The organism is Pseudomonas sp. RP-B7, from assembly GCF_059803535.1.
In genome coordinates this window covers 158127-176913 of sequence record NZ_JAPFHC010000004.1, presented here as the reverse complement: position 1 = coordinate 176913, position 18787 = coordinate 158127, and the positions used below count along the sequence as shown (strand labels likewise).

Genomic DNA, 18787 nt, shown 5'->3' with positions numbered 1-18787 from the left:
GCAAACGTATTTTTTTGAGCGCTGATCTGCTTCTTCGTACGCGATCCAACCAGTGGGTAGCTACCTGAAGGTAGTTTTATTGTTCTCTACTGGTCGCGGGTTTCGGCGATGCCGTTCCCTGCGAAGCACATCTTCTCCAAAAAAATCTGTTAGCTGCGTCTCTGCCGTGTTGTTTTTGTTATGTCAGAGTCGTTTCGTCTTATTTTTATTAGGTTTGGCGCTTTTTATTCTTGTTATGCCATAGAGATAGCAGGAGCCGTGCCAACTTTTAAAAATCCTTTAAAATCAATTACTTGGTTTTTGTGTGGGCAACAGCCTACGGCTAATGCGACAAAATATGTTCCCGTGTTACTCGATGTGTAGTCGTGCGGTAACACATTGTCACGGCTATGCTACTCAACTGGCCCTACGCGCCTTGGCTACTCGCGACCCCGTCGGCCGACCCAGCACGTGGCTGATTTGCTCACCCGCGCGAATCAACGCCTGCAGGTCGATACCGGTGTCGATACCCAGGCCGTTGAGCAGGTACAGCACATCTTCGGTGGCGACGTTACCACTGGCGCCCTTGGCATAGGGGCAGCCACCGAGGCCCGCGATAGAGCTGTCGAACACATGGATCCCTTCCAGCAGGCTGGCGTAGATGTTCGCGATGGCCTGCCCATAGGTGTCATGGAAATGCCCGGCCAGCTTGTCCCGTGGCACCTGCGCGCCGACCACCTCGAACAATCGCCGCGTGGCCCCCGCCGTGCCGGTGCCGATGGTGTCGCCCAGGGACACCTCGTAGCAGCCCATGGCATACAACTCCCGTGCGACCGCGGCGACTTGCTCCGGCGCAATCTCGCCCTCGTAAGGGCAGCCCAGCACGCACGACACATAACCACGCACGCTGATGCCGTGCTGTTTGGCCGCGGCCATGATCGGCGCGAAACGTTCCAGGCTCTCGCTGATGGAACAGTTGATATTGCGCTGGGAAAACGCCTCGGATGCCGCCGCGAACACTGCGACTTCCTTCACCCCCGCGGCCAGCGCATCGTCAAAACCACGCAGGTTCGGCGCGAGCGCGCCGTAGGTTACGCCGGGCTTGCGCTGGATCTGTGCGAACACCTCGGCCGACCCGGCCATCTGCGGCACCCATTTGGGCGAGACAAAGCTGCCGACTTCGATATAGCTCAAGCCTGCGGCGCTTAATGCGTCCACCAGTTGGACCTTGTCGGCCACGCTGATCGGCTGGGCTTCATTCTGCAAACCGTCGCGCGGGCCGACTTCCACCAGGCGCACATGGGAGGGGAGGGACATGGCAGTTACCTTCTGATCAATGGCCAACCTGGCTCATGGTGTGGGCCAGGGCCTGGGTGCAACGCTCTTCGGCGGTGTCCAGTTCCAGTTTCATCTGTTCGATGTCCAGCAGTTGCTGCTCCAACTGCTCACGGCGCTCGGCGATCTTGCTGAGCATGCTGTTGAGCTGGATGTGGTTGCCGCTGGTGGGGTCGTAGAGTTCGATCAGTTCGCGGCATTCGGCCAGGGAAAAACCGATACGCTTGCCACGCAGGATCAGCTTGAGGCTGACCTTGTCCCGCGCCGAGTAGATGCGCTCCTGGCCCCGGCGTTCCGGGGCCAGCAGGCCTTGTTCTTCATAGAAGCGAATGGCGCGGGTGGTGATGTCGAGCTCGCGGGCGAGGTCGGAGATGCTGTAGGTGGTACTCATGGCAGTGCCCAGGAAGAAGTCTTGGGCGCTAAGCTAATGGCTGCTTGACGTTAACGTCAAGCAGGTCGCCGTCCGTAGCAAGAGCGCTTGCCACAAAAAAGCCACTCAAGCCTGCTTGCCATCCAATTTCTTTTCGTGCGCCGTCACTTGCTGGCACAACTCGATCATCTGCTCGCGCATCCAGCGGTTCGCCGGGTCCTGGTCGGTGCTTTCGTGCCAGTAAAGATGGGTTTCCACCGGCGGCACGTCGTTCACCGGCAGGTTGAACCAGTGCAATTCATGACGGCGAGCGAAGCGTTCGGGCACGGTCATGACCATGTCGGTCTGCTGCAACACCTGCGACGCCATCAAATAATGCTGGGAACGCAGGGCGATCTTGCGTTGCAAGCCCATCTTGCCCAGTGCCAGGTCCACATGGCCCAAACCGTTGCGGCGGCTGGAGATATGAATGTGGGTCAGCCCCAGGTAATCATCCAGGGTCAGCTTGTCCTTGCCCGCCAGCGGGTGGCCCTTGCGCATCGCGCACACGTAGCGGTCTTCCATCAGCTTGACGTGGCGCACCTGGGGGTCGGTGTTGAGTGGCGCGTCCACGGCGAAATCCAGGCGCCCGGCAGCCAGCTCCTTGGTGGTTTCGCGGCGTTTGGACAGGAAACTCTCGATCACCACCGTGGGTGCCAGGCGGCGCAGGCGCTGGAACAGCGGCGGCAAAATCACCGCTTCGGTGAGGTCGGTCATGCTGATGCGGTAGGTCTTGGCCGCTTGCTGCGGGTTGAAGATGCGGCTTTCCTGCACCGACACCCGCAACAACGACAGCGCATTGCGCACCGGGCCGATGATGTTCTGTGCCATCGGTGTGGGCACCATGCCCTGGGCGGTGCGCACGAACAGCGGGTCGTTGAAGGTCTCGCGCAGACGCGCCAGGGCGTTGGACACCGCTGGCTGGGTGATGCCCACGATCTGCCCGGCGCGGGTCAGGTTGGCTTCGGTGTAGATCGCGTCGAAGACGATAAAGAGGTTGAGGTCGACCTTGCTCAGATTCATTTCGTTGCGCTCTTATTGTTAGGTGGTCATACGTCGATCATATATCGGTGATGAATGTTAATACACGCCGAGAATAGGCTAGGTAAATTATCAACGCTGTTCTAGCATCGATTGCATGACCTAAACAACCTCTCAGAGAAGGGAGCTGCTCATGGATTTCGCCTATTCGCCCAAGGTTCAGGAACTGCGTGAACGCGTCACTGCGTTTATGGATGCATACGTTTACCCCGCCGAGCCGGTGTTCGAACGCCAGGTCAGCGAAGGCGACCGCTGGCAGCCCACCGCGATCATGGAAGAGCTGAAAGCCAAGGCCAAAGCCGAAGGCCTGTGGAACCTGTTCCTGCCGGAATCCGAGCTGGGTGCCGGCCTGACCAACCTCGAATACGCGCCATTGGCCGAAATCATGGGCCGCTCCCTGCTGGGCCCGGAGCCGTTCAACTGCTCCGCCCCCGACACCGGCAACATGGAAGTGCTGGTGCGCTACGCCAACGAAGAGCAGAAACAACGCTGGCTGCAACCCCTGCTGCGCGGTGAGATCCGTTCGGCCTTCGCCATGACCGAACCGGACGTAGCCTCATCCGACGCCACCAACATGGCCGCCCGCGCCGAGCGCCAGGGCGACCAATGGGTGATCAACGGTAAGAAATGGTGGACCTCCGGCGCCTGTGATCCGCGCTGCAAGATCCTGATCTTCATGGGCTTGAGCAACCCCGACGCACCGCGCCACCAGCAGCATTCGATGATCCTGGTGCCGGTGGACACCCCTGGCGTGAAGATCGTGCGCCCGCTGCCGGTATTCGGCTACGACGACGCGCCCCACGGCCACGCCGAAGTGCTGTTCGACAACGTGCGGGTTCCGTACGAAAACGTCCTGCTCGGCGAAGGTCGCGGCTTCGAAATCGCCCAAGGCCGCCTTGGCCCAGGCCGTATCCACCACTGCATGCGCTCCATTGGCATGGCCGAGCGCGCATTGGAATTGATGTGCAAACGCTCGGTCAGCCGCACCGCGTTCGGCAAGCCATTGGCGCGCCTGGGCGGCAATATCGACAAGATTGCCGACTCACGCATGGAGATCGACATGGCACGCCTGCTGACCTTGAAGGCGGCGTACATGATGGACACCGTGGGCAACAAAGTGGCGAAAAGCGAAATCGCCCAGATCAAGGTGGTGGCGCCGAACGTGGCGTTGAAGGTGATCGACCGCGCGATCCAGATCCATGGCGGTGCGGGGGTGTCCAACGACTTCCCGCTGGCCTACATGTACGCCATGCAACGCACCCTGCGCCTGGCCGATGGGCCGGATGAAGTGCACCGGGCGGCGATTGGCAAGTTCGAGATTGGCAAGTATGTGCCCCGGGAGTTGATGCGCAGCGGGCAGTAAGAAGGACCGAGTCGCCTGCATTCGCGAGCAAGCCCGCTCCCACACTTTGATTTGTGAACACATTCAAAATGTGGGAGCGGGCTTGCTCGCGAAGAGGCCAGTGTTAACAACACAAAACCAGGGTTCAGTACACCCAAACCTCCACCCGCCGATTCTTGATCCGGCCCTCATCCGCCGTATTCGCCGCCACCGGCATCTGCGCGCCAAACCCGCGAATATCCCTCAGCACCACGCCGCTCTTGACCAGCTCGCGCCGCACCGCCATGCCCCGCAACTTCGACAGCAGCGCCGCACGCTGCGGGTCATTCTTGGCATCGCCAAAGCCCACCAGGGTGACTTGGCGGTCGAGCTTGTCGTGGCCTTTGAGATACGCCACCACTCGCTGCAAATCCTGGCGTGCCTTGTTGTCCAGGCTGGCACTGCCTTCTTCGAAACGAAAGTTCACGGTCAGGCGCTGGGCTTCACGGGCGATACGTTGATAGTCCTCAGGCATCGACGGGCGCGGTTCCACGGCCATCGCCTGCACCCGCTGCGCGATAAACCCGTTGGCGGCGACAATCGCCTGGCCCTTGCTGCTCTGGCTAAAGTCGACCAGCGCCTTGGCCCACGGGTTGTGGCTGGACGGCGGCAGATAGAAAAACAGTCGGCGCGACAGTGGGTAGTCCTCGGTGGCGATCAGGCTGTTGAGCGGCAACATCGACTGCGAGTCACCATCGACAATCGCCACGGCCTTGGCCTGGCGCACATAGGGCAGGCCGATAAAGCCGATACCCTGGGGGTCCTGACTCACGGCATCGGACAGCTGTTCACTGGACTCGAAGCGTTTGGCCGACGCCGCCAGCGGTTTGCCGCGCAGGCGCAGCACCAGTTCCTTGAAGGTGTCGTAGGTGCCGGACTGGTCATCCCGCGCATATAAATGAATGGCGCCGCCGACACCGCCCAAGGCCTCCCAGGTGGTCACTTCACCGTTGAAGATCTGCGCCAGTTGCTCGGTGTTCAGGCTGGCCAACGGGTTCTGTGGGTTGAGGATGATGGCCAGGCCGTCGATGGCGATGACCTGCTCGGCGTCGGGGCTTTTCAGGTCGCCGAGGGGCTCGAGGTCGACCAGTTCGCTGTCCTTGATCGGGCGGGATGACGCGGCCAGGTCGGCGCTGGATTTTTTCAGCGCGGCAAACCCGGTGCTGGAGCCGTGGGCGGCGATCTCGATCAATACGGTTTTGCCTTGGCGATTCTTGCCCAGTACCCGCAGCTCATTGGCGCCGTCGCCGGGTTCGCTGTGCACCGCCTGCAAGCCCTGGTGCTCCATCAACCCCTTGACCAACGCCGGCCCCAGTGCCGCGCCAATGGTGTTGGAGCCCTGGATGCGCAAAGCGGGGCCTTGATCGGGGACGGGCAGGGCGGCGCACACCGCGTGGAGGGGAAACAGAGTCAGCAGGAACAGAGCGCGCAGCCGCATGCCGGCACCTTCTTGGGCCAAAGGGAGTGCCGCGAGAATAAGTCAGTAAGATTGCGTAAATATGACAGGTGTTCACAGGGCAAAAATGTGGGAGCGGGCTTGCCCGCGAAAGCGCAATGTCAGAACAATATGCACTGACGGACCCACCGCATTCGCGGGCAAGCCCGCTCCCACAGTTGATTGGTGTTGATGCTCAATAGGCGCTCGGCTGGAGATCGCCCAGGCACTGCCAATCCCCTGTGCGAGTTAGCGAGGCTGCGAAGGCGGTGGGACTGTCGGTGGAGATGTTGCCTCCACCATAGAATCTCCCACACCAGCCAGCTCCCACGGGTTGACTGGGTGCAACCTGAGATCAGCTCAATTCAAGCCAGATCGGTGCGTGATCAGACGGCTTTTCCAGCCCGCGCAATTCGTAATCCACCCCCGCATCCTTGACCCGTGACAGCAAACCATTGGACGCCATGATCACGTCAATCCGCAGCCCGCGCTTGGGCTCATCCTCGAACCCTCGGCTACGGTAGTCGAACCAGCTGAAACGATCGGCCACATCCGGGTTCAGGTGACGGAAGCTGTCCACCAGGCCCCAGTTCTTCAGGCGCGCCATCCACTCACGCTCTTCCGGCAGGAAGCTGCACTTGCCGGTTTTCAGCCAGCGCTTGGCGTTGTCCGGGCCGATGCCGATGTCGATGTCTTCCGGCGAGATGTTGATGTCGCCCATCACCACCAACGGCTGGTCATTGCTGAACTGGCTTTCCAGCAACTGTTGCAAGTCTTCATAGAAGCGCTGCTTGGCGGGGAACTTGGTCGGGTGGTCGCGGCTTTCACCTTGTGGGAAATAGCCGTTCATGATGGTGATCGGAGTGCCGTGCTCGTCAGCGAAAGTGCCCCAGATAAAACGGCGCTGGGCATCTTCTTCATCGCTGGCGAAACCTTTGTGCAGGCTCAATGCCGGCTTGCGCGAAAGCAGGGCCACGCCGTAGTGGCCTTTTTGGCCGTGGTAGTACACGTGATAGCCAAGAGCCTGCACTTCGGCCAGGGGGAACTGGTCGTCGTGGACCTTGGTTTCCTGCAGGCCGATCACATCCGGTTGATGCTTTTCAATCAGCGCCGCCAACTGATGTGGGCGGGCGCGCAGCCCATTGATATTGAAGGAGACGATTTTCATGGTCGGCAGTCCAGTCTGGGCAAAAGGGCGATGCTAGCCGACAAGTCGGACGGGGGCCAGCGTGGCGGTAGGATGGATGCACTGCTAATGTCTGGGAACGACTGGAGTCGCGTAGGTTCGTACCCATAAGAACGCCATCCTTTTCAATGGCGCCCAGGGAGATCAACTGTATGCCGGACACGTCCACTGCCACCGCCGAAATTCGCCTGCTCAACAGCGGCTATTCCCGCGAGGCCCGCTCCCTGTTGTACCAGGCCTATCGGCATGAGCCGACGTTCGCCTACATCTTCGAAGCTGAACGTCCCGGTTATGAACAGCGGGTACGCGCCACCGTGCGCGAACTGGTCAAGCAGCATTTTTTCCAGAAGCTTCCCGCCATCGGCCTGTTCGTCAACGACCGCCTGATCGGCATCGCGCTGATCGCCCCCCCGCAGCGCCGCCTGGGGATCACCGAGAGCTGGGCCTGGCAGATCCGCATGTGGCTGAGCACCGGGGTGCGTGGCACCCGGCGTTACCTCGACTACCACCACGCGGTGCTGGCCTGTCTGCCCGGCGAGGCGGTGCATATGCTGCCGCTGTTGGGCATTCACCCGCAATTCCAGGGCAAACACTACGGCGAGCAACTGCTGGAGGCGGTGCACAATTGGTGCGCCGAAGACCCGCACTCATCCGGTGTGGTGCTGGACACTGGGAATTCTCGCTATCTGGAGTTCTATAAACGCCAGGGCTATGAGGAGATTGGTGAAGTCGCCGTAGGACCTGTGCTGGAACATGTTTTTTTCCACCCCAATCCCCAGGCGTTACATGCTGCAACGGCTTAGCGCAGAATTTTTCAGATTCATCCGAGTTCTAAGAAACTCCCAAGCTCGTGTAGCATCCGCGCCTATGAAGTTTCCAGGAAGATTTACCAGCGGCTTGATTCTGCTGTTCACAAGCTGCGGCGCGTTGGCGCAAAGCGAATTGGACGTGCGCATCAAGCCCTCAAACGACGCGTTGAAAGCCAACATCGAAGGCTACATCGGCGGGGTGGGCGATCGTGATGAAGAGGCCTTGCTGCGGTTCAGCCGTGGCGCCGAGGAGCAGGCGCGTAAAGCGGCCCAGGCCCTGGGCTTCTATCAGCCACAGATCGAGAGCGACGTGAAGGGCGGCAAGAACCCGCGCCTGATCCTCACCATCGACCCCGGCGAACCGGTGCATTTGCGCGACGTGACCATTCGGGTCGACGGCCAGGCCGCGAACCTCAAGGCATTTCGCGTGCCCGCCAGCGACGACCTCAAACCCGGCGCCGTGCTCAACCACGGCCATTACGAAGACGCCAAGCGTCTGATCCAGAACCAGGCCTCGCGCTACGGCTTTTTCAGTGGGCGCTTTACCAGCCAGAAACTCGCGGTGGACCCTAAGGCGGGTGTCGCCGACATCGAACTGATCTATGACAGCGGTCCGCGTTATACCTTGGGCCAGGTCAACTTCAAGGGCGACACGCCGTTCGACGAAGAACTGCTGCAACGCATGGTGCCGTTCAAAAGCGGCGCTCCCTACGATTCCGAACTGATCGCCGAGCTCAACCAGAACCTGCAAGCCAGCGGCTTTTTCGAAGGCGTGCGCGTGGACGCCGCGCCCGCCGCCTCGGCCAACGATGTGATTCCGGTAGCCGTGCAACTGCAGACCCGCAAGCCACGCACCATGGGCCTTGGCCTGGGTTTTTCGACCGACGTCGGCCCACGTGGCAAGGCCAACTGGACACGTCACTGGGTCAACCCCCAGGGCCACAGTTACGGCTGGGAAGCCGAATTGTCGGCTCCTCGGCAGAACGTCGGGCTGTGGTACGACATCCCGCTGGACCCGCCCCTCACCGACAAACTGCGCTTCGCCGGTGGCTATCAGAACGAAGAACTGGCCAACACCGACACCCTGAGTAAATTGCTCACCCTCGGCCCCGAATGGCACAGCAAGCTGCCCAGCGGCTGGACCCGGGTGATCTCGCTCAAATACCAGCGCGAAGAATATCGCCTGGGCAATGATTCCGGCCTCAGCAACCTGGTGATGCCGGGCATCAGCTATTCCTACCTGCGCAGCGACAACCGCATCGACCCGCACCACGGCTACCGCCTGCAATTTGATTCCAAGGTGGCCAAAGAAGGCCTGGGCTCCGACACCAACCTGCTTTACGGCACGGCCATGGTCAAAGGCCTGACCACCTTGTGGGACAACCATCGCTTCCTTGCGCGCGCCCAGGTCGGCGGCAGTGCCACCAATGGCTACAAATCGGTGCCGCCGTCGCTGCGTTTCTTTGCCGGTGGCGACCAGAGCGTGCGCGGCTACGAGTACCAGACGTTGTCCCCCGAAAACGACCGCGGCGACCGCATTGGCGGCCGCTACATGGTGGCCCTGAGCGCCGAGTATCAATATTCCATCGCCGAGAAATGGCGGATCGCAACGTTTATCGACCAGGGCAACTCGTTTAATACCCTGGAAATGCCCAGCTTGAAGACCGGCGTGGGCGTCGGCATCCGTTGGGTTTCGCCGGTGGGGCCGATCCGCCTTGACCTGGCCCATGCCCTCGAAGATCCGGGCGGCGTTCGTTTGCACTTTTCCATGGGGCCTGAGTTGTGATGCGTGGTGTGAAAATAGCGGGGCTGGCCATAGTGGCGATCCTCGCCGTGCTGTTGCTGGCCCTGTGGGCGGTACTCGGCACCCAGGCGGGCAGCCGCTGGGCCTTGGGCCGTGTGCCGGGCTTGACCGTGGAGAATTTCCAGGGCCATTTGGGTGGTCGCTGGAGCGCCGAACACCTGTTGTGGCAACAGGACAGCAGCCGCGTCGAGGTCAAGGCGCCGACAGTGGATTGGTCGCCCGCGTGCCTGTTGCGCATGACCTTGTGTGTCAACCAACTGGACGTGGAGCAGGTCAGCCTGCAATTTCCACCCTCCACCGAGCAAAGCAGCGGGCCGATCCAATTGCCCGAGTTGAAACTGCCCGTGGCGATCCAGTTGGGCGACGTTCGTGTCGGCAGCCTGCTGTTCAACGGCAGCGAAGAACTCAAGGGCCTGCAACTGGCGGCGCACTGGACCGTCGCAGGTATGCAGATCGATTCAGTGCACCTGCAACGCGACGATTTGGTACTGGACCTGGCCGGCCTGCTGCAACCCACCGGCGATTGGCCATTGAGCGTTACCGGCAACCTGAGCCTGCCTTACGCGCCAGGCGGCGCGCCCTGGACTGTCGCGCTGAAAGTCGAAGGCGACCTGCTCAAGACCCTCAAGCTCGACGCCGACAGCAGCGGTTACCTGCCCGCCAAGCTCAACGGCGAGCTGCAACCCCTGGCGGACAACCTCCCGGCGCAGGTGCAGATCACCGCCGATGGCTTCAAGCCCAGCGCCGACTTGCCCGACACCCTGCAACTCAATCAACTCGAGCTCACGGCCAAGGGCGACCTGAAAAGCGGCTACCAACTGCTGGGCAAAGCCGTACTGCCCGCGGAAAAAGGCCCGGTGGACCTGCTGCTGCAAGGCAAGGTCGACGCCAAGGGCGCGCAGATCGCCGGCCTGGACCTGACGGCAGGCGATAAACAAAGCCTCAAGCTCACGGCCCAATTGGATTGGCAGCAAGGCTTCAGTGCCGACGCCAAGATCGATTGGCTGGACTTCCCGTGGCATCGCCTGTACCCGGTGATCGACGAACCGCAGGTGGCGTTGCGTACGTTTAACGGTGAGATTTCCTACAAGGACGGCAACTACCTCGGCAACCTCAAGGCCGACCTCGACGGTCCCGCCGGCAAGTTCAATGTGGTCACGCCGTTCAGTGGCGACCTCCAGCAAATCTTCCTGCCCGAACTCAAGCTCACCGCCGGCCAAGGCAAGGCCGAAGGCCACTTGAACGTGCAGTTCGCCGACGGCATCGCCTGGGACACCGCACTCGACCTGTCGGCGCTGAACCCGGCGTACTGGGTCGCGGAACTGCCCGGCACCCTCGCCGGACCGTTGCGCAGCAAGGGCGAGTTCAAGAACGAGCAGCTCAAGCTGAACGCCGACCTTGACCTCAAGGGGCGCCTGCGTGGGCAAACCGCCGTACTCGCGGCCAAGGCCGAAGGTGCCGCTGATCAATGGACCCTGGCCAACCTGGATATACGCCTGGGCGACAACCGCATCAACGGCAGCGGCAGCCTGCAACAACGCCTCGCCGGGCAGATCGACATCAAGCTGGCGCGCCTGGCCCAGCTGTGGCCGCAGTTGCGGGGGCAAATCAACGGGCGTCTCGACGTGGCCGGTAGCGTCAAGGCACCGCAAGGCAAACTCGGCCTCAAGGGTCAGCAACTGGCCTTTGCCGACAATCGCCTGCAAAGCCTGAGCCTCGACGCCACATTGGATAGCGTCCAGCGCGCGAAGATCGACCTCAAGGGCAGCGGCATCCAATCCGGTGACACCCAGGTCGGCACCCTGACCGCCAGCGCCGCAGGCGACATCAAGAAACAGAAGGTCCAACTCGACCTGGCCGGCCCGCTGGTCAAGCTGGCCCTGGCGTTGGACGGCAACCTCGACAAAGGCAACTGGCGCGGGCGCCTGGCCAGTGGCGATGTGCAAGCCGGCGGCCAGGACTGGAAGCTGCAAGCCCCGGCGAAAATCGAGCGCATGGCCGACGGCAAGTTGACCTTCGCCGCGCACTGCTGGGTGTCCGGCCCTGCCAGCCTGTGCGGTGAAGACCAGCGCCTGATGCCCGAGCCGAAGCTGCGTTATCACCTCAAGCAATTCCCCATCGACAGCCTGGCGGCGTTTCTGCCCAAGGACTTCGCCTGGCAAGGCAAGCTCAACGCCGACCTGCAACTGGACCTGCCCAACAGCGGCCCCAAGGGCGTGATCGCGGTGGATGCCGGCAGCGGCACCTTGCGCGTGAAGGACAAAGACCAGTGGTTGGACTTCCCCTACGACACCTTGAAGCTGGAAACCACCCTCAACCCCAAGCGCATCGACACCCAGCTGAACTTCCATGGCGGCAAACTCGGTGAACTGACGGTGCAGGCGCAGATCAACCCATTGCCGAAAAACAAGCCGATCACCGGCAACTTCAGCCTGGTCGGGCTGGATCTGGCGGTGGCGCGGCCGTTTGTGCCGATGGTGGAAACCCTCAGCGGCAAGCTCAACGGCAACGGACGTATCTCCGGTGGCCTGCTCGCGCCGCAGGTCAACGGCAACGTCAATCTGGTGGGGGGCGAAGTGTCCGGCCCGGAACTGCCGATCAGCCTTGAGGGCCTCAACGTGCAGGCGCTGATTGCTGGCGAGAGCGTGCAACTCAACGGTGGCTGGCGCAGTGGCAAGGCCGGGCAGGGCAGCCTCAAGGGCCGGATCGACTGGGGTCGCGCCCTGGCGGTGGACCTCAGCCTGCAAGGCTCGCAATTGCCGGTCACGGTGGAGCCTTACGCCGTGCTCGAAGTGGCGCCCGACCTGAAAATCAGCCTCAAGGATGACAAGCTGGCCATCGCCGGCAAGGTGCAGATCCCACGCGGTGACATCACCGTGCGGGAGTTGCCGCCGTCCACGGTCAAGGTCTCCGGCGACACCGTGATCATCGGCAGCCAGACCGAAGAGGGCAAACCGCCGATGGCCATGGCGATGGACATTGATGTGGCGGTGGGCGAAGACAAGCTCAACTTCTCCGGCTTTGGCCTCACCGCCAAGGTGCAGGGGCACGTGCACATCGGCGACAACCTCGACACCCGTGGCGAGCTGTGGCTCAACGATGGTCGCTACCGTGCCTATGGGCAGAAGCTCGATGTGCGTCGCGCGCGGTTGCTGTTCGCAGGCCCCTTGGATCAGCCGTACCTGGACATCGAAGCGATCCGCAAGACCGACGACATCATCGCCGGTATCCGTCTGAGCGGCAGCGCCGAGCAGCCCACCACGCAAATCTTCTCCGAGCCGGCCATGAGCCAGGAGCAGGCGTTGTCCTACCTGGTGCTGGGGCGTCCGCTGACCACCACCGGCGAAGACAACAATATGCTCGCCCAAGCCGCACTGGGGCTGGGCTTGATGGGCAGCGCCGGGGTTACGTCGGACCTGGCGAAGAACCTGGGTATCCAGGACTTTGAACTCGACACCCAAGGCAGCGGCACGACCACGGCGGTGGTGGCCAGCGGCAAGATCACCGAGAAACTCAGCCTGCGCTACGGGGTGGGGGTGTTTGAACCGGCGAGCACGATTGCGCTGCGGTATCTGTTGAGCAAGAAGGTGTACCTGGAAGTGGCGAGTGGCGTGGCCAGCTCCCTGGACATCTTCTACAAACGCGACTTTTGAGTCATACACAGTAAAAAATGTGGGAGCGGGCTTGCTCGCGAATGCGGTGGATCAGCCAATGAATCTGTTGACTGACATATCGCATTCGCGAGCAAGCCCGCTCCCACATTTAGTTATTGGTGTTCTGGAAATTGTGGGGTGCACTTCAAGTCCACCCGCTCATAATTGAGCGCCTTGTTGCGTTCCCCTAACGCATAGTTCGCCTGGCACTGCTGCTCGCCCCATTTGATCACCAATGTGCCGGTATCCTGCTCGACCAGGGCCAGCGCCTTGCCGTTGGGATCGGAAATCGCCATCTGCTTGCCCGCCGTGTCTTCCAGCGAAGCACCAAACGGGATCGGCTGTTGCTTGGCATCGAACAGCGCGAACTGCACGCGGCGCCCGGTCTTGCTGACATAGCGCGCCAACACCACGGCACCGCGTCGCGGCACCACTTGTTGAGTGGCGTTGTCGATCTCGATATCGGCGCCCAGGTCACGGGTGTCAAGGCTGATCCAGTTGACCCGATAGGGCTGCGCATTGGGCACTACCGCGTAGCCATTGCTGCCGGTCTTGGCCCCGGAAAAACTGCCGATCTTCACTCCGCTCACGCCTTCGACTTGCGCCAGCGCAAAGGTCTCGCCCACGGTTTGCCCCAGGTTGATCCCGCCGCCGTGGCCTACCACCGAGCCGGCCAGGTTGAGGCTCTGCGAGTTATAGCCACGGCCCTGGCTGTAACTGGCGCTGACATCCATCACCGAAGTGCGCGTGCTGAGGTTGGCCGAGCCAGTGCTGCCGCCGGTGCTGCTGTTGCCGCCTTGCAGCGAGTAATAAGTGTCGCTGTTTTCCGTGAGGTAGCCGTTGATACCGACTTGTGCGGTGTTGTTGTCTTTCTGTGTGCTGGCGGAGACAAAGGCCCTCGGGGCGCGGGGGGCCGAGCCGAGCGGAAACGACAGCGACAGGTTGACCAGGGTGTCATTGTTCGACGGCCCGGCGTTGCCCACATCCTTGGTGTAGGTGGCGGCAACGTTGTAGCTCACCTCACCCCAATAGTTGCTGTAGCCCGCCGACAGGCTTTGCGAGCCGCCACGGCTCCAATAGCGCTGGTCGCTGGCGTTCACGTAGAGGCTGCCATATTGCTGGTTGCGGCCCAGGCTCTGGTTGACGGTCAGGTCCGTGCGGGTTTTCGAGTTGCCGATGCGTGGCTGGCCGTCGCTGCTCAACTCTTCTACGTGCTCGGTCAGGGTGCGATAGCCCTCGGTGGAATAGCGGTAGGCCGCGAGGGTGAAGCTGGTGTCGGTGCCGGTAAAGGTCTTGGCATATAAGGCGCGCAGGCTGTTACCCGTGACGGCCTGGCCGAAGGTGCGGCTGGCGGAGTGGGTCATGTCCAGCGACACGGCGCCGATCGGCGTGTTGCGCCCCACACCCACGGACATCGCCTGGAAGTCCTGGCTGGCCTGCACGCCAAGGATGCCGGACAAGTTGCTGCTGATGCCATAGGCCAGGGTGCTGCTGACAAACTGAGGCGATTGTTGCCCGTCGGTGTTGCTGTTGTATTGGCCGGCCGACAGGCTGTATTTCAGTTGGCCTTCGCGCACCATGATCGGCAGGCTGGAAAACGCCTGCACGGTGACCCGGCGGCGGCCGTCGGCTTCGATCACGGTCACTTCAAGGTCGCCGTTGGAACCGCTGGGGTAGATGTCGCTGATCTCGAACGGGCCCGGCGGCACGTTGGCGGTGTAGAGGATGTAGTTGTTCTGGCGGATCTCGACGGTGGCGCTGGTTTGCGCGATTCCCCGGATGATCGGCGCATAGCCGCGCTCGCTGTCGGCGCGCATGCCGTCGTCGGAACCCAGCTTGACCCCGCGATAGCGCACGCTGTCGAACAAGTCGGCATCCGAGAAAATATCCCCGGCACTGAACTGGCCCTTCAACGCGGTCACGTCATGTTGCAGGTAGCTGCGGTTGCTCTTGAATGTACTGGGGCGGTCGGTGCTGCTGTTGAAGTTGGATTCGTTGCGCAACCGCCAGCCGCCCAGGTTGATCCCGTTGCGCAGGCCGAGGTTGTTGGACAGGGTATTTTGCGCCTCGGTGCTGTTGCGGTTGCTGCTCAACTGGTAGTTGATGAATGCCGCCGACACGCCGGCATCCCACAGCGCCGGGTCCACGTAACCACGGCGGCCACGCTCCATGGCGCTTTGCGGCACGCTGACCAACAGGCGCAGGCGCGGCACGTCGTAGCGCACACTGGCACCCTTGATCAGTGCAGGCAGGTCGATGCAGGCGTTCGGGTCGTTGCCGTCGAACTTGCCGCTGGCCTGTAGCTTGGCGATGTCCACACCCAATTGCTGGACCATCTCCAGGGTCAGGCACGCCTCGATCTTGCCGCTGCCAGTATTGTGCCGGAAGTCGATGTCGCGGCGGCCTACCAGGGTGTCGTTGCCATACAGGTCCACCCGGTAATTGCCGGGCAGGACGCTGCTGCTGGCCAGCAGGTGAACGTAAACAGCAGGAAGCTGTACACGCCGCCCAGCATGCCCACCAGCAGCACCAGCGCAAAAATCCGCAGCAGCCGGCGTGCGGCATGGGGTGTGGACAGGACGGGGCTGATCTGGTGGAGATAGTTCTTTAATCGCATCCCGGCACTCTAGGCGTGGCCGGGCGTAGGAAAAATCAGACGATCCTTAGTTTGCTACAGGTAGTTCACGATAAAGGTGACTTCGGTGTTGGCGCTGCCAGCCTGGACGTTGCCGGTGGGCAAGCGGTAATACGAGGCCGACAAGGGGATCTTGAAGTTGGCGCCCGAGGTGGTGAAACCGCTGAAGGTGTAGGTGGTATCAAACGCGATGGGTTGCCCGGCATCATCCATCAATTGCAGGCCGATGCCTTTGGCGGTGGAGCCGCCATTGAGCGCGACGACACCTTTTGCCGCGTCGATGACGGGGGTGGTGGCCTTGAGCGAATAGGTGACTTTATTGATACCGGTCTGGCACTGGTTCAAGCCGATGTTGAAGCGAATGGTGCGAGGGGTTGCGCCTGCGTCGCGAAATTCCCACAGCTGATAGTCGTCGCCCATGGCGACGGGCACGGAAGGGGTCTGGCAGGAGGCAGCGTTCAGCACCAGGGGGTTGGTCAGGTTGTACTTGCTGATGATCAGATCGTCAACTTGCAAGTTGCCCAGGTGGCCGGCAGCTACCTTGACCTGTGGAGACAACGGGCCTGACTTGACGATTTCCAGGCGTACCGAGCCTGGGGAGATGCCGTAACCACTCGGCTTAAGGGAAATAGGTGCATTCAGATAGTAATCCAGGCTGTCGACCCAGATGCGGAACGAAAGGCCTGTCTTGCCGATAGGGTAGGTCGAGCCGCTGGTGACCGAGCCTAACGCAGGGTTCATCACGATACCGTATTGGGAGGAACCTGTGCATTTCCAGCTGTTCTGACCCGATTGCACCGTGTCCTGGTAAACCACGGTGCCGTCGGGAGTGTCAGCGGGAACTGTCAGGCTGCCGCTGGACAGACTTGCGCCGAAATTAAGGGTTTCATTGGTGTTGACGGTGGCTGTGCAATTAGCCGCAGAGGCGGCTGATGCGCCCGCCAGGGTGATGACCGCGAGGCAAGCAAACTGTTTTAAGGAAGTCATGGGAAAGGGGGTGTCGACTGGCCAAAAGGCTACTCAGAGTACTCAGCGAAGGCGTCACACCCCATCAGGCAATCCTTAGAACCCCACCATTCATCCGCCAATTACCAAGCAAGCTAATAATTTCTTTTGACATTCGCTGCCTAGGCAGTAACATCTTGTCATACATTCACTGCCTAGGCAGTAATAAGGTGACTTTCGATGCCCCACTTCACCCCTGACAGCTTTCGCAACTGCCACCTCGGCCTGCTCCTTGGCCGGGCGGCGCTGCTCAAGGACCGCATTATCGACACCCATATGGAGCCGTACGGCGTCACCGCCGCGCAGTTCAAGGTGTTGATCATCATTGCCCAGTTCGACGTGGACACCCCGGCAGAGCTGTGCCGCCACCTGTCCCTGGACAGCGGTTCCATGACCCGCATGCTCGACCGCCTGGAACAGAAAGGCTTGCTCGCGCGCCAGCGTTCCGAGCAGGACCGGCGCCAAGTGCGCTTGGTGCTCACCGAAGACGGCCAGCGCCTGGCCGACATGCTGCCGCACATCGGCGCCCAGTCGATGAACGAGTTGGCCGGCGCCCTGGAGCCCGGCGAGCTGCAGACCCTGGAGCGCATCCTCAAGAAAATTCTGGTAGCTGCCGGTGACGCCATCGTCATCCAGCGGGTAGGTAATCAATGAACACACGTGCACTCAGCCTGGTGCTGGTGGCCATGAGCATGGCCGGTTGCGCCAACTACAGCGGCCTCGACACCCAAGGCAAACGCCTCGACGCCGGCACTTTGCAAACGGGTAAGACCTTGAGCGACGTGACCCTGTCGAGTGCCGCCTGGCCCAGCGCCGATTGGTGGAAAAGCCTCGGCGACCCGCAACTCGACGGCCTGATCCAGGAAGCCCTGCAAAACAGCCCGGACATGCAAGTCGCCAGCGCCCGTGCCCATCAGGCCGAAGCCGCCGCCTACGCCGCCGACGCGGCGCGTATGCCAACCCTGGATGCCAGCGCCGGTGTGACCCGCTCGCGCCTGGCCAAGGACCAGGACCCACGCGGGCAGGGCGATGCCTACTCGACCGTGCGCAATATTGGCGCCAGCTTCAACTACACCTTCGACCTCTGGGGCGGCAAGCGTGCGGCCTGGGAAGCCGCGTTGGGCGAGGCGCGTGCCGCCCAGGTCGACCAGCAGGCCGCGCGCCTGACCCTGGCCGCCAACGTGGCCAAGGCTTACAGCGACCTGGGCCAGGCCCATATCGTGCGCGACCTGGCCAATGACGACCTCAAGCGCACCCGGCAGATGCTCGACCTGGGCAAGCGCCGGCTGAACTCGGGCATCGACAGCCAATACCAGTACCAGCAGACCGAAAGCCTGGAAGCCAGCTCGCAGTCGCAATTGATCGACGCGGAAAAACAGCTGAAAAGCGCCAAGATCGCCCTGGCCGTGTTGCTCGGCAAAGGCCCGGACCGTGGCAATGAATTGGCCCGGCCCACTGTGCTGAAACCCAGCGCGGTCGCCGTGCCCTCGGTGCTGCCGGCCGAGCTGCTGGGGCGGCGCCCGGACCTGATCGCCGCACGCTGGCGGGTCGAATCGGCGGGCAGGAACATCGATGCCAGCAAGACGCGCTTCTACCCCAACCTCAACCTGAGCGCGAGCGCTGGCGCCGAGTCGTTGCTGGGGGATGCGATGTTCGGGTCGGCCAGCCGCTTCTTCAACATTGCACCGACGATCTCACTGCCGATCTTCGACGGCGGCCGCCTGCGCGCCGACCTAGACGCCCGCGACGCCGACTACGACCTGGCGGTGGCCCAGTACAACAAAACCCTGGTGCAAGCCCTGGGCGATATCGGCAACACCCTTTCGCAACTGCGCGACACCGGCCGGCAGATCCAGGCCCAGCAACATGCCGCGGACATTGCCCAGCAGTCCTACGACACCGGCGTGCAGCGCTATAGCTCCGGGATCGGTAACTACCTGGACGTGCTGAGCATCGAGCAGCAATTGCTGCAGGCCCAGCGCCAGCTGGCGACGCTGAACGCCGCGCAGATCGATCTTTCGATTCAACTGATGCAGGCCCTGGGCGGCGGCTACAGCGCCGACAACGTGGCAGCGACCACCCCAGCCACACGCACGGAATAATTTGAGGTACTTG

At 61.9% G+C, this 18787-nt stretch carries 13 protein-coding genes and 1 pseudogene; 6 read left to right on the top strand and 8 right to left on the bottom strand.

The features are described from left to right. Window positions 1-396: 396 nt before the first annotated feature. The 3 genes from OPU96_RS06600 to OPU96_RS06590 form a co-directional block, all read right to left on the bottom strand. On the bottom strand, window positions 397-1296 hold the full coding sequence (locus tag OPU96_RS06600) for a hydroxymethylglutaryl-CoA lyase (RefSeq protein WP_305391125.1): 900 nt from the start codon (window positions 1294-1296) through the stop codon (window positions 397-399). A 16-nt stretch (window positions 1297-1312) separates the two neighbouring features. Then, window positions 1313-1705, bottom strand: a complete 393-nt coding sequence (locus OPU96_RS06595) for a MerR family transcriptional regulator (protein ID WP_017737716.1) — start codon at window positions 1703-1705, stop codon at window positions 1313-1315. A 105-nt stretch (window positions 1706-1810) separates the two neighbouring features. Beyond that, the gene (locus OPU96_RS06590; RefSeq protein WP_192296618.1) at window positions 1811-2746 is read right to left on the bottom strand and encodes a LysR family transcriptional regulator; all 936 of its coding nucleotides are present in this window, start codon (window positions 2744-2746) and stop codon (window positions 1811-1813) included. A 151-nt stretch (window positions 2747-2897) separates the two neighbouring features. Here OPU96_RS06590 and OPU96_RS06585 point away from each other — a divergent pair, with 151 nt between their 5' ends. Then, on the top strand, window positions 2898-4127 hold the full coding sequence (locus tag OPU96_RS06585; protein WP_226456421.1) for an acyl-CoA dehydrogenase: 1230 nt from the start codon (window positions 2898-2900) through the stop codon (window positions 4125-4127). A gap of 124 nt (window positions 4128-4251) precedes the next feature. Here OPU96_RS06585 and OPU96_RS06580 read toward each other — a convergent pair whose 3' ends face one another. Both OPU96_RS06580 and xthA read right to left on the bottom strand, forming a co-directional pair. Further along, on the bottom strand, window positions 4252-5583 hold the full coding sequence (locus tag OPU96_RS06580; RefSeq protein ID WP_498558872.1) for a substrate-binding domain-containing protein: 1332 nt from the start codon (window positions 5581-5583) through the stop codon (window positions 4252-4254). A gap of 352 nt (window positions 5584-5935) precedes the next feature. Further along, window positions 5936-6748 carry an exodeoxyribonuclease III gene (xthA, locus tag OPU96_RS06575; protein WP_192296615.1) on the bottom strand — a complete coding sequence of 271 codons (813 nt, stop codon included), beginning with the start codon at window positions 6746-6748 and terminating at the stop codon, window positions 5936-5938. Window positions 6749-6918: 170 nt separating this feature from the next. Between xthA and OPU96_RS06570 the strand changes: the two genes are divergently transcribed. The 3 genes from OPU96_RS06570 to OPU96_RS06560 all read left to right on the top strand — a co-directional run bounded on the left by OPU96_RS06570 (window position 6919) and on the right by OPU96_RS06560 (window position 13032). Beyond that, a complete protein-coding gene (locus tag OPU96_RS06570; protein ID WP_192296614.1) occupies window positions 6919-7569 on the top strand; it encodes a GNAT family N-acetyltransferase in 651 nt (216 codons plus the stop codon). Window positions 7570-7633: 64 nt separating this feature from the next. Next, complete coding sequence (locus OPU96_RS06565) at window positions 7634-9361, top strand: autotransporter assembly complex protein TamA (RefSeq protein WP_226456419.1); 1728 nt, start codon at window positions 7634-7636, stop codon at window positions 9359-9361. Beyond that, window positions 9361-13032 (top strand): translocation/assembly module TamB domain-containing protein, encoded by a 3672-nt coding sequence (locus tag OPU96_RS06560; RefSeq protein ID WP_498558871.1) that lies wholly within the window; start codon window positions 9361-9363, stop codon window positions 13030-13032. The genes OPU96_RS06565 and OPU96_RS06560 overlap by 1 nt, the downstream gene beginning before the upstream one ends. A 113-nt stretch (window positions 13033-13145) precedes the next feature. Here OPU96_RS06560 and OPU96_RS06555 read toward each other — a convergent pair. The 3 genes and pseudogenes from OPU96_RS06555 to OPU96_RS06545 all read right to left on the bottom strand — a co-directional run. Next, window positions 13146-15506: pseudogene (locus OPU96_RS06555) on the bottom strand (fimbria/pilus outer membrane usher protein); the annotation flags it as partial. Further along, window positions 15437-15649 carry a hypothetical protein gene (locus OPU96_RS06550; RefSeq protein ID WP_498558898.1) on the bottom strand — a complete coding sequence of 71 codons (213 nt, stop codon included), beginning with the start codon at window positions 15647-15649 and terminating at the stop codon, window positions 15437-15439. The pseudogene OPU96_RS06555 and the gene OPU96_RS06550, both read right to left, overlap by 70 nt. 54 nt (window positions 15650-15703) lie before the next feature. Next, window positions 15704-16408: a fimbrial protein gene (locus tag OPU96_RS06545; RefSeq protein ID WP_498558870.1), complete on the bottom strand. Its 705-nt coding sequence runs from the start codon at window positions 16406-16408 to the stop codon at window positions 15704-15706. Between the two features lie 444 nt (window positions 16409-16852). On the opposite strand from OPU96_RS06545, the gene OPU96_RS06540 reads away from it, so the two are divergent. Further along, a complete protein-coding gene (locus OPU96_RS06540) occupies window positions 16853-17326 on the top strand; it encodes a MarR family winged helix-turn-helix transcriptional regulator (protein WP_226456416.1) in 474 nt (157 codons plus the stop codon). After that, entirely contained in the window at window positions 17323-18774 is a 1452-nt protein-coding gene (locus OPU96_RS06535; protein ID WP_498558869.1) for an efflux transporter outer membrane subunit, read from the top strand. The genes OPU96_RS06540 and OPU96_RS06535 overlap by 4 nt, the downstream gene beginning before the upstream one ends. Window positions 18775-18787 lie beyond the last annotated feature (13 nt).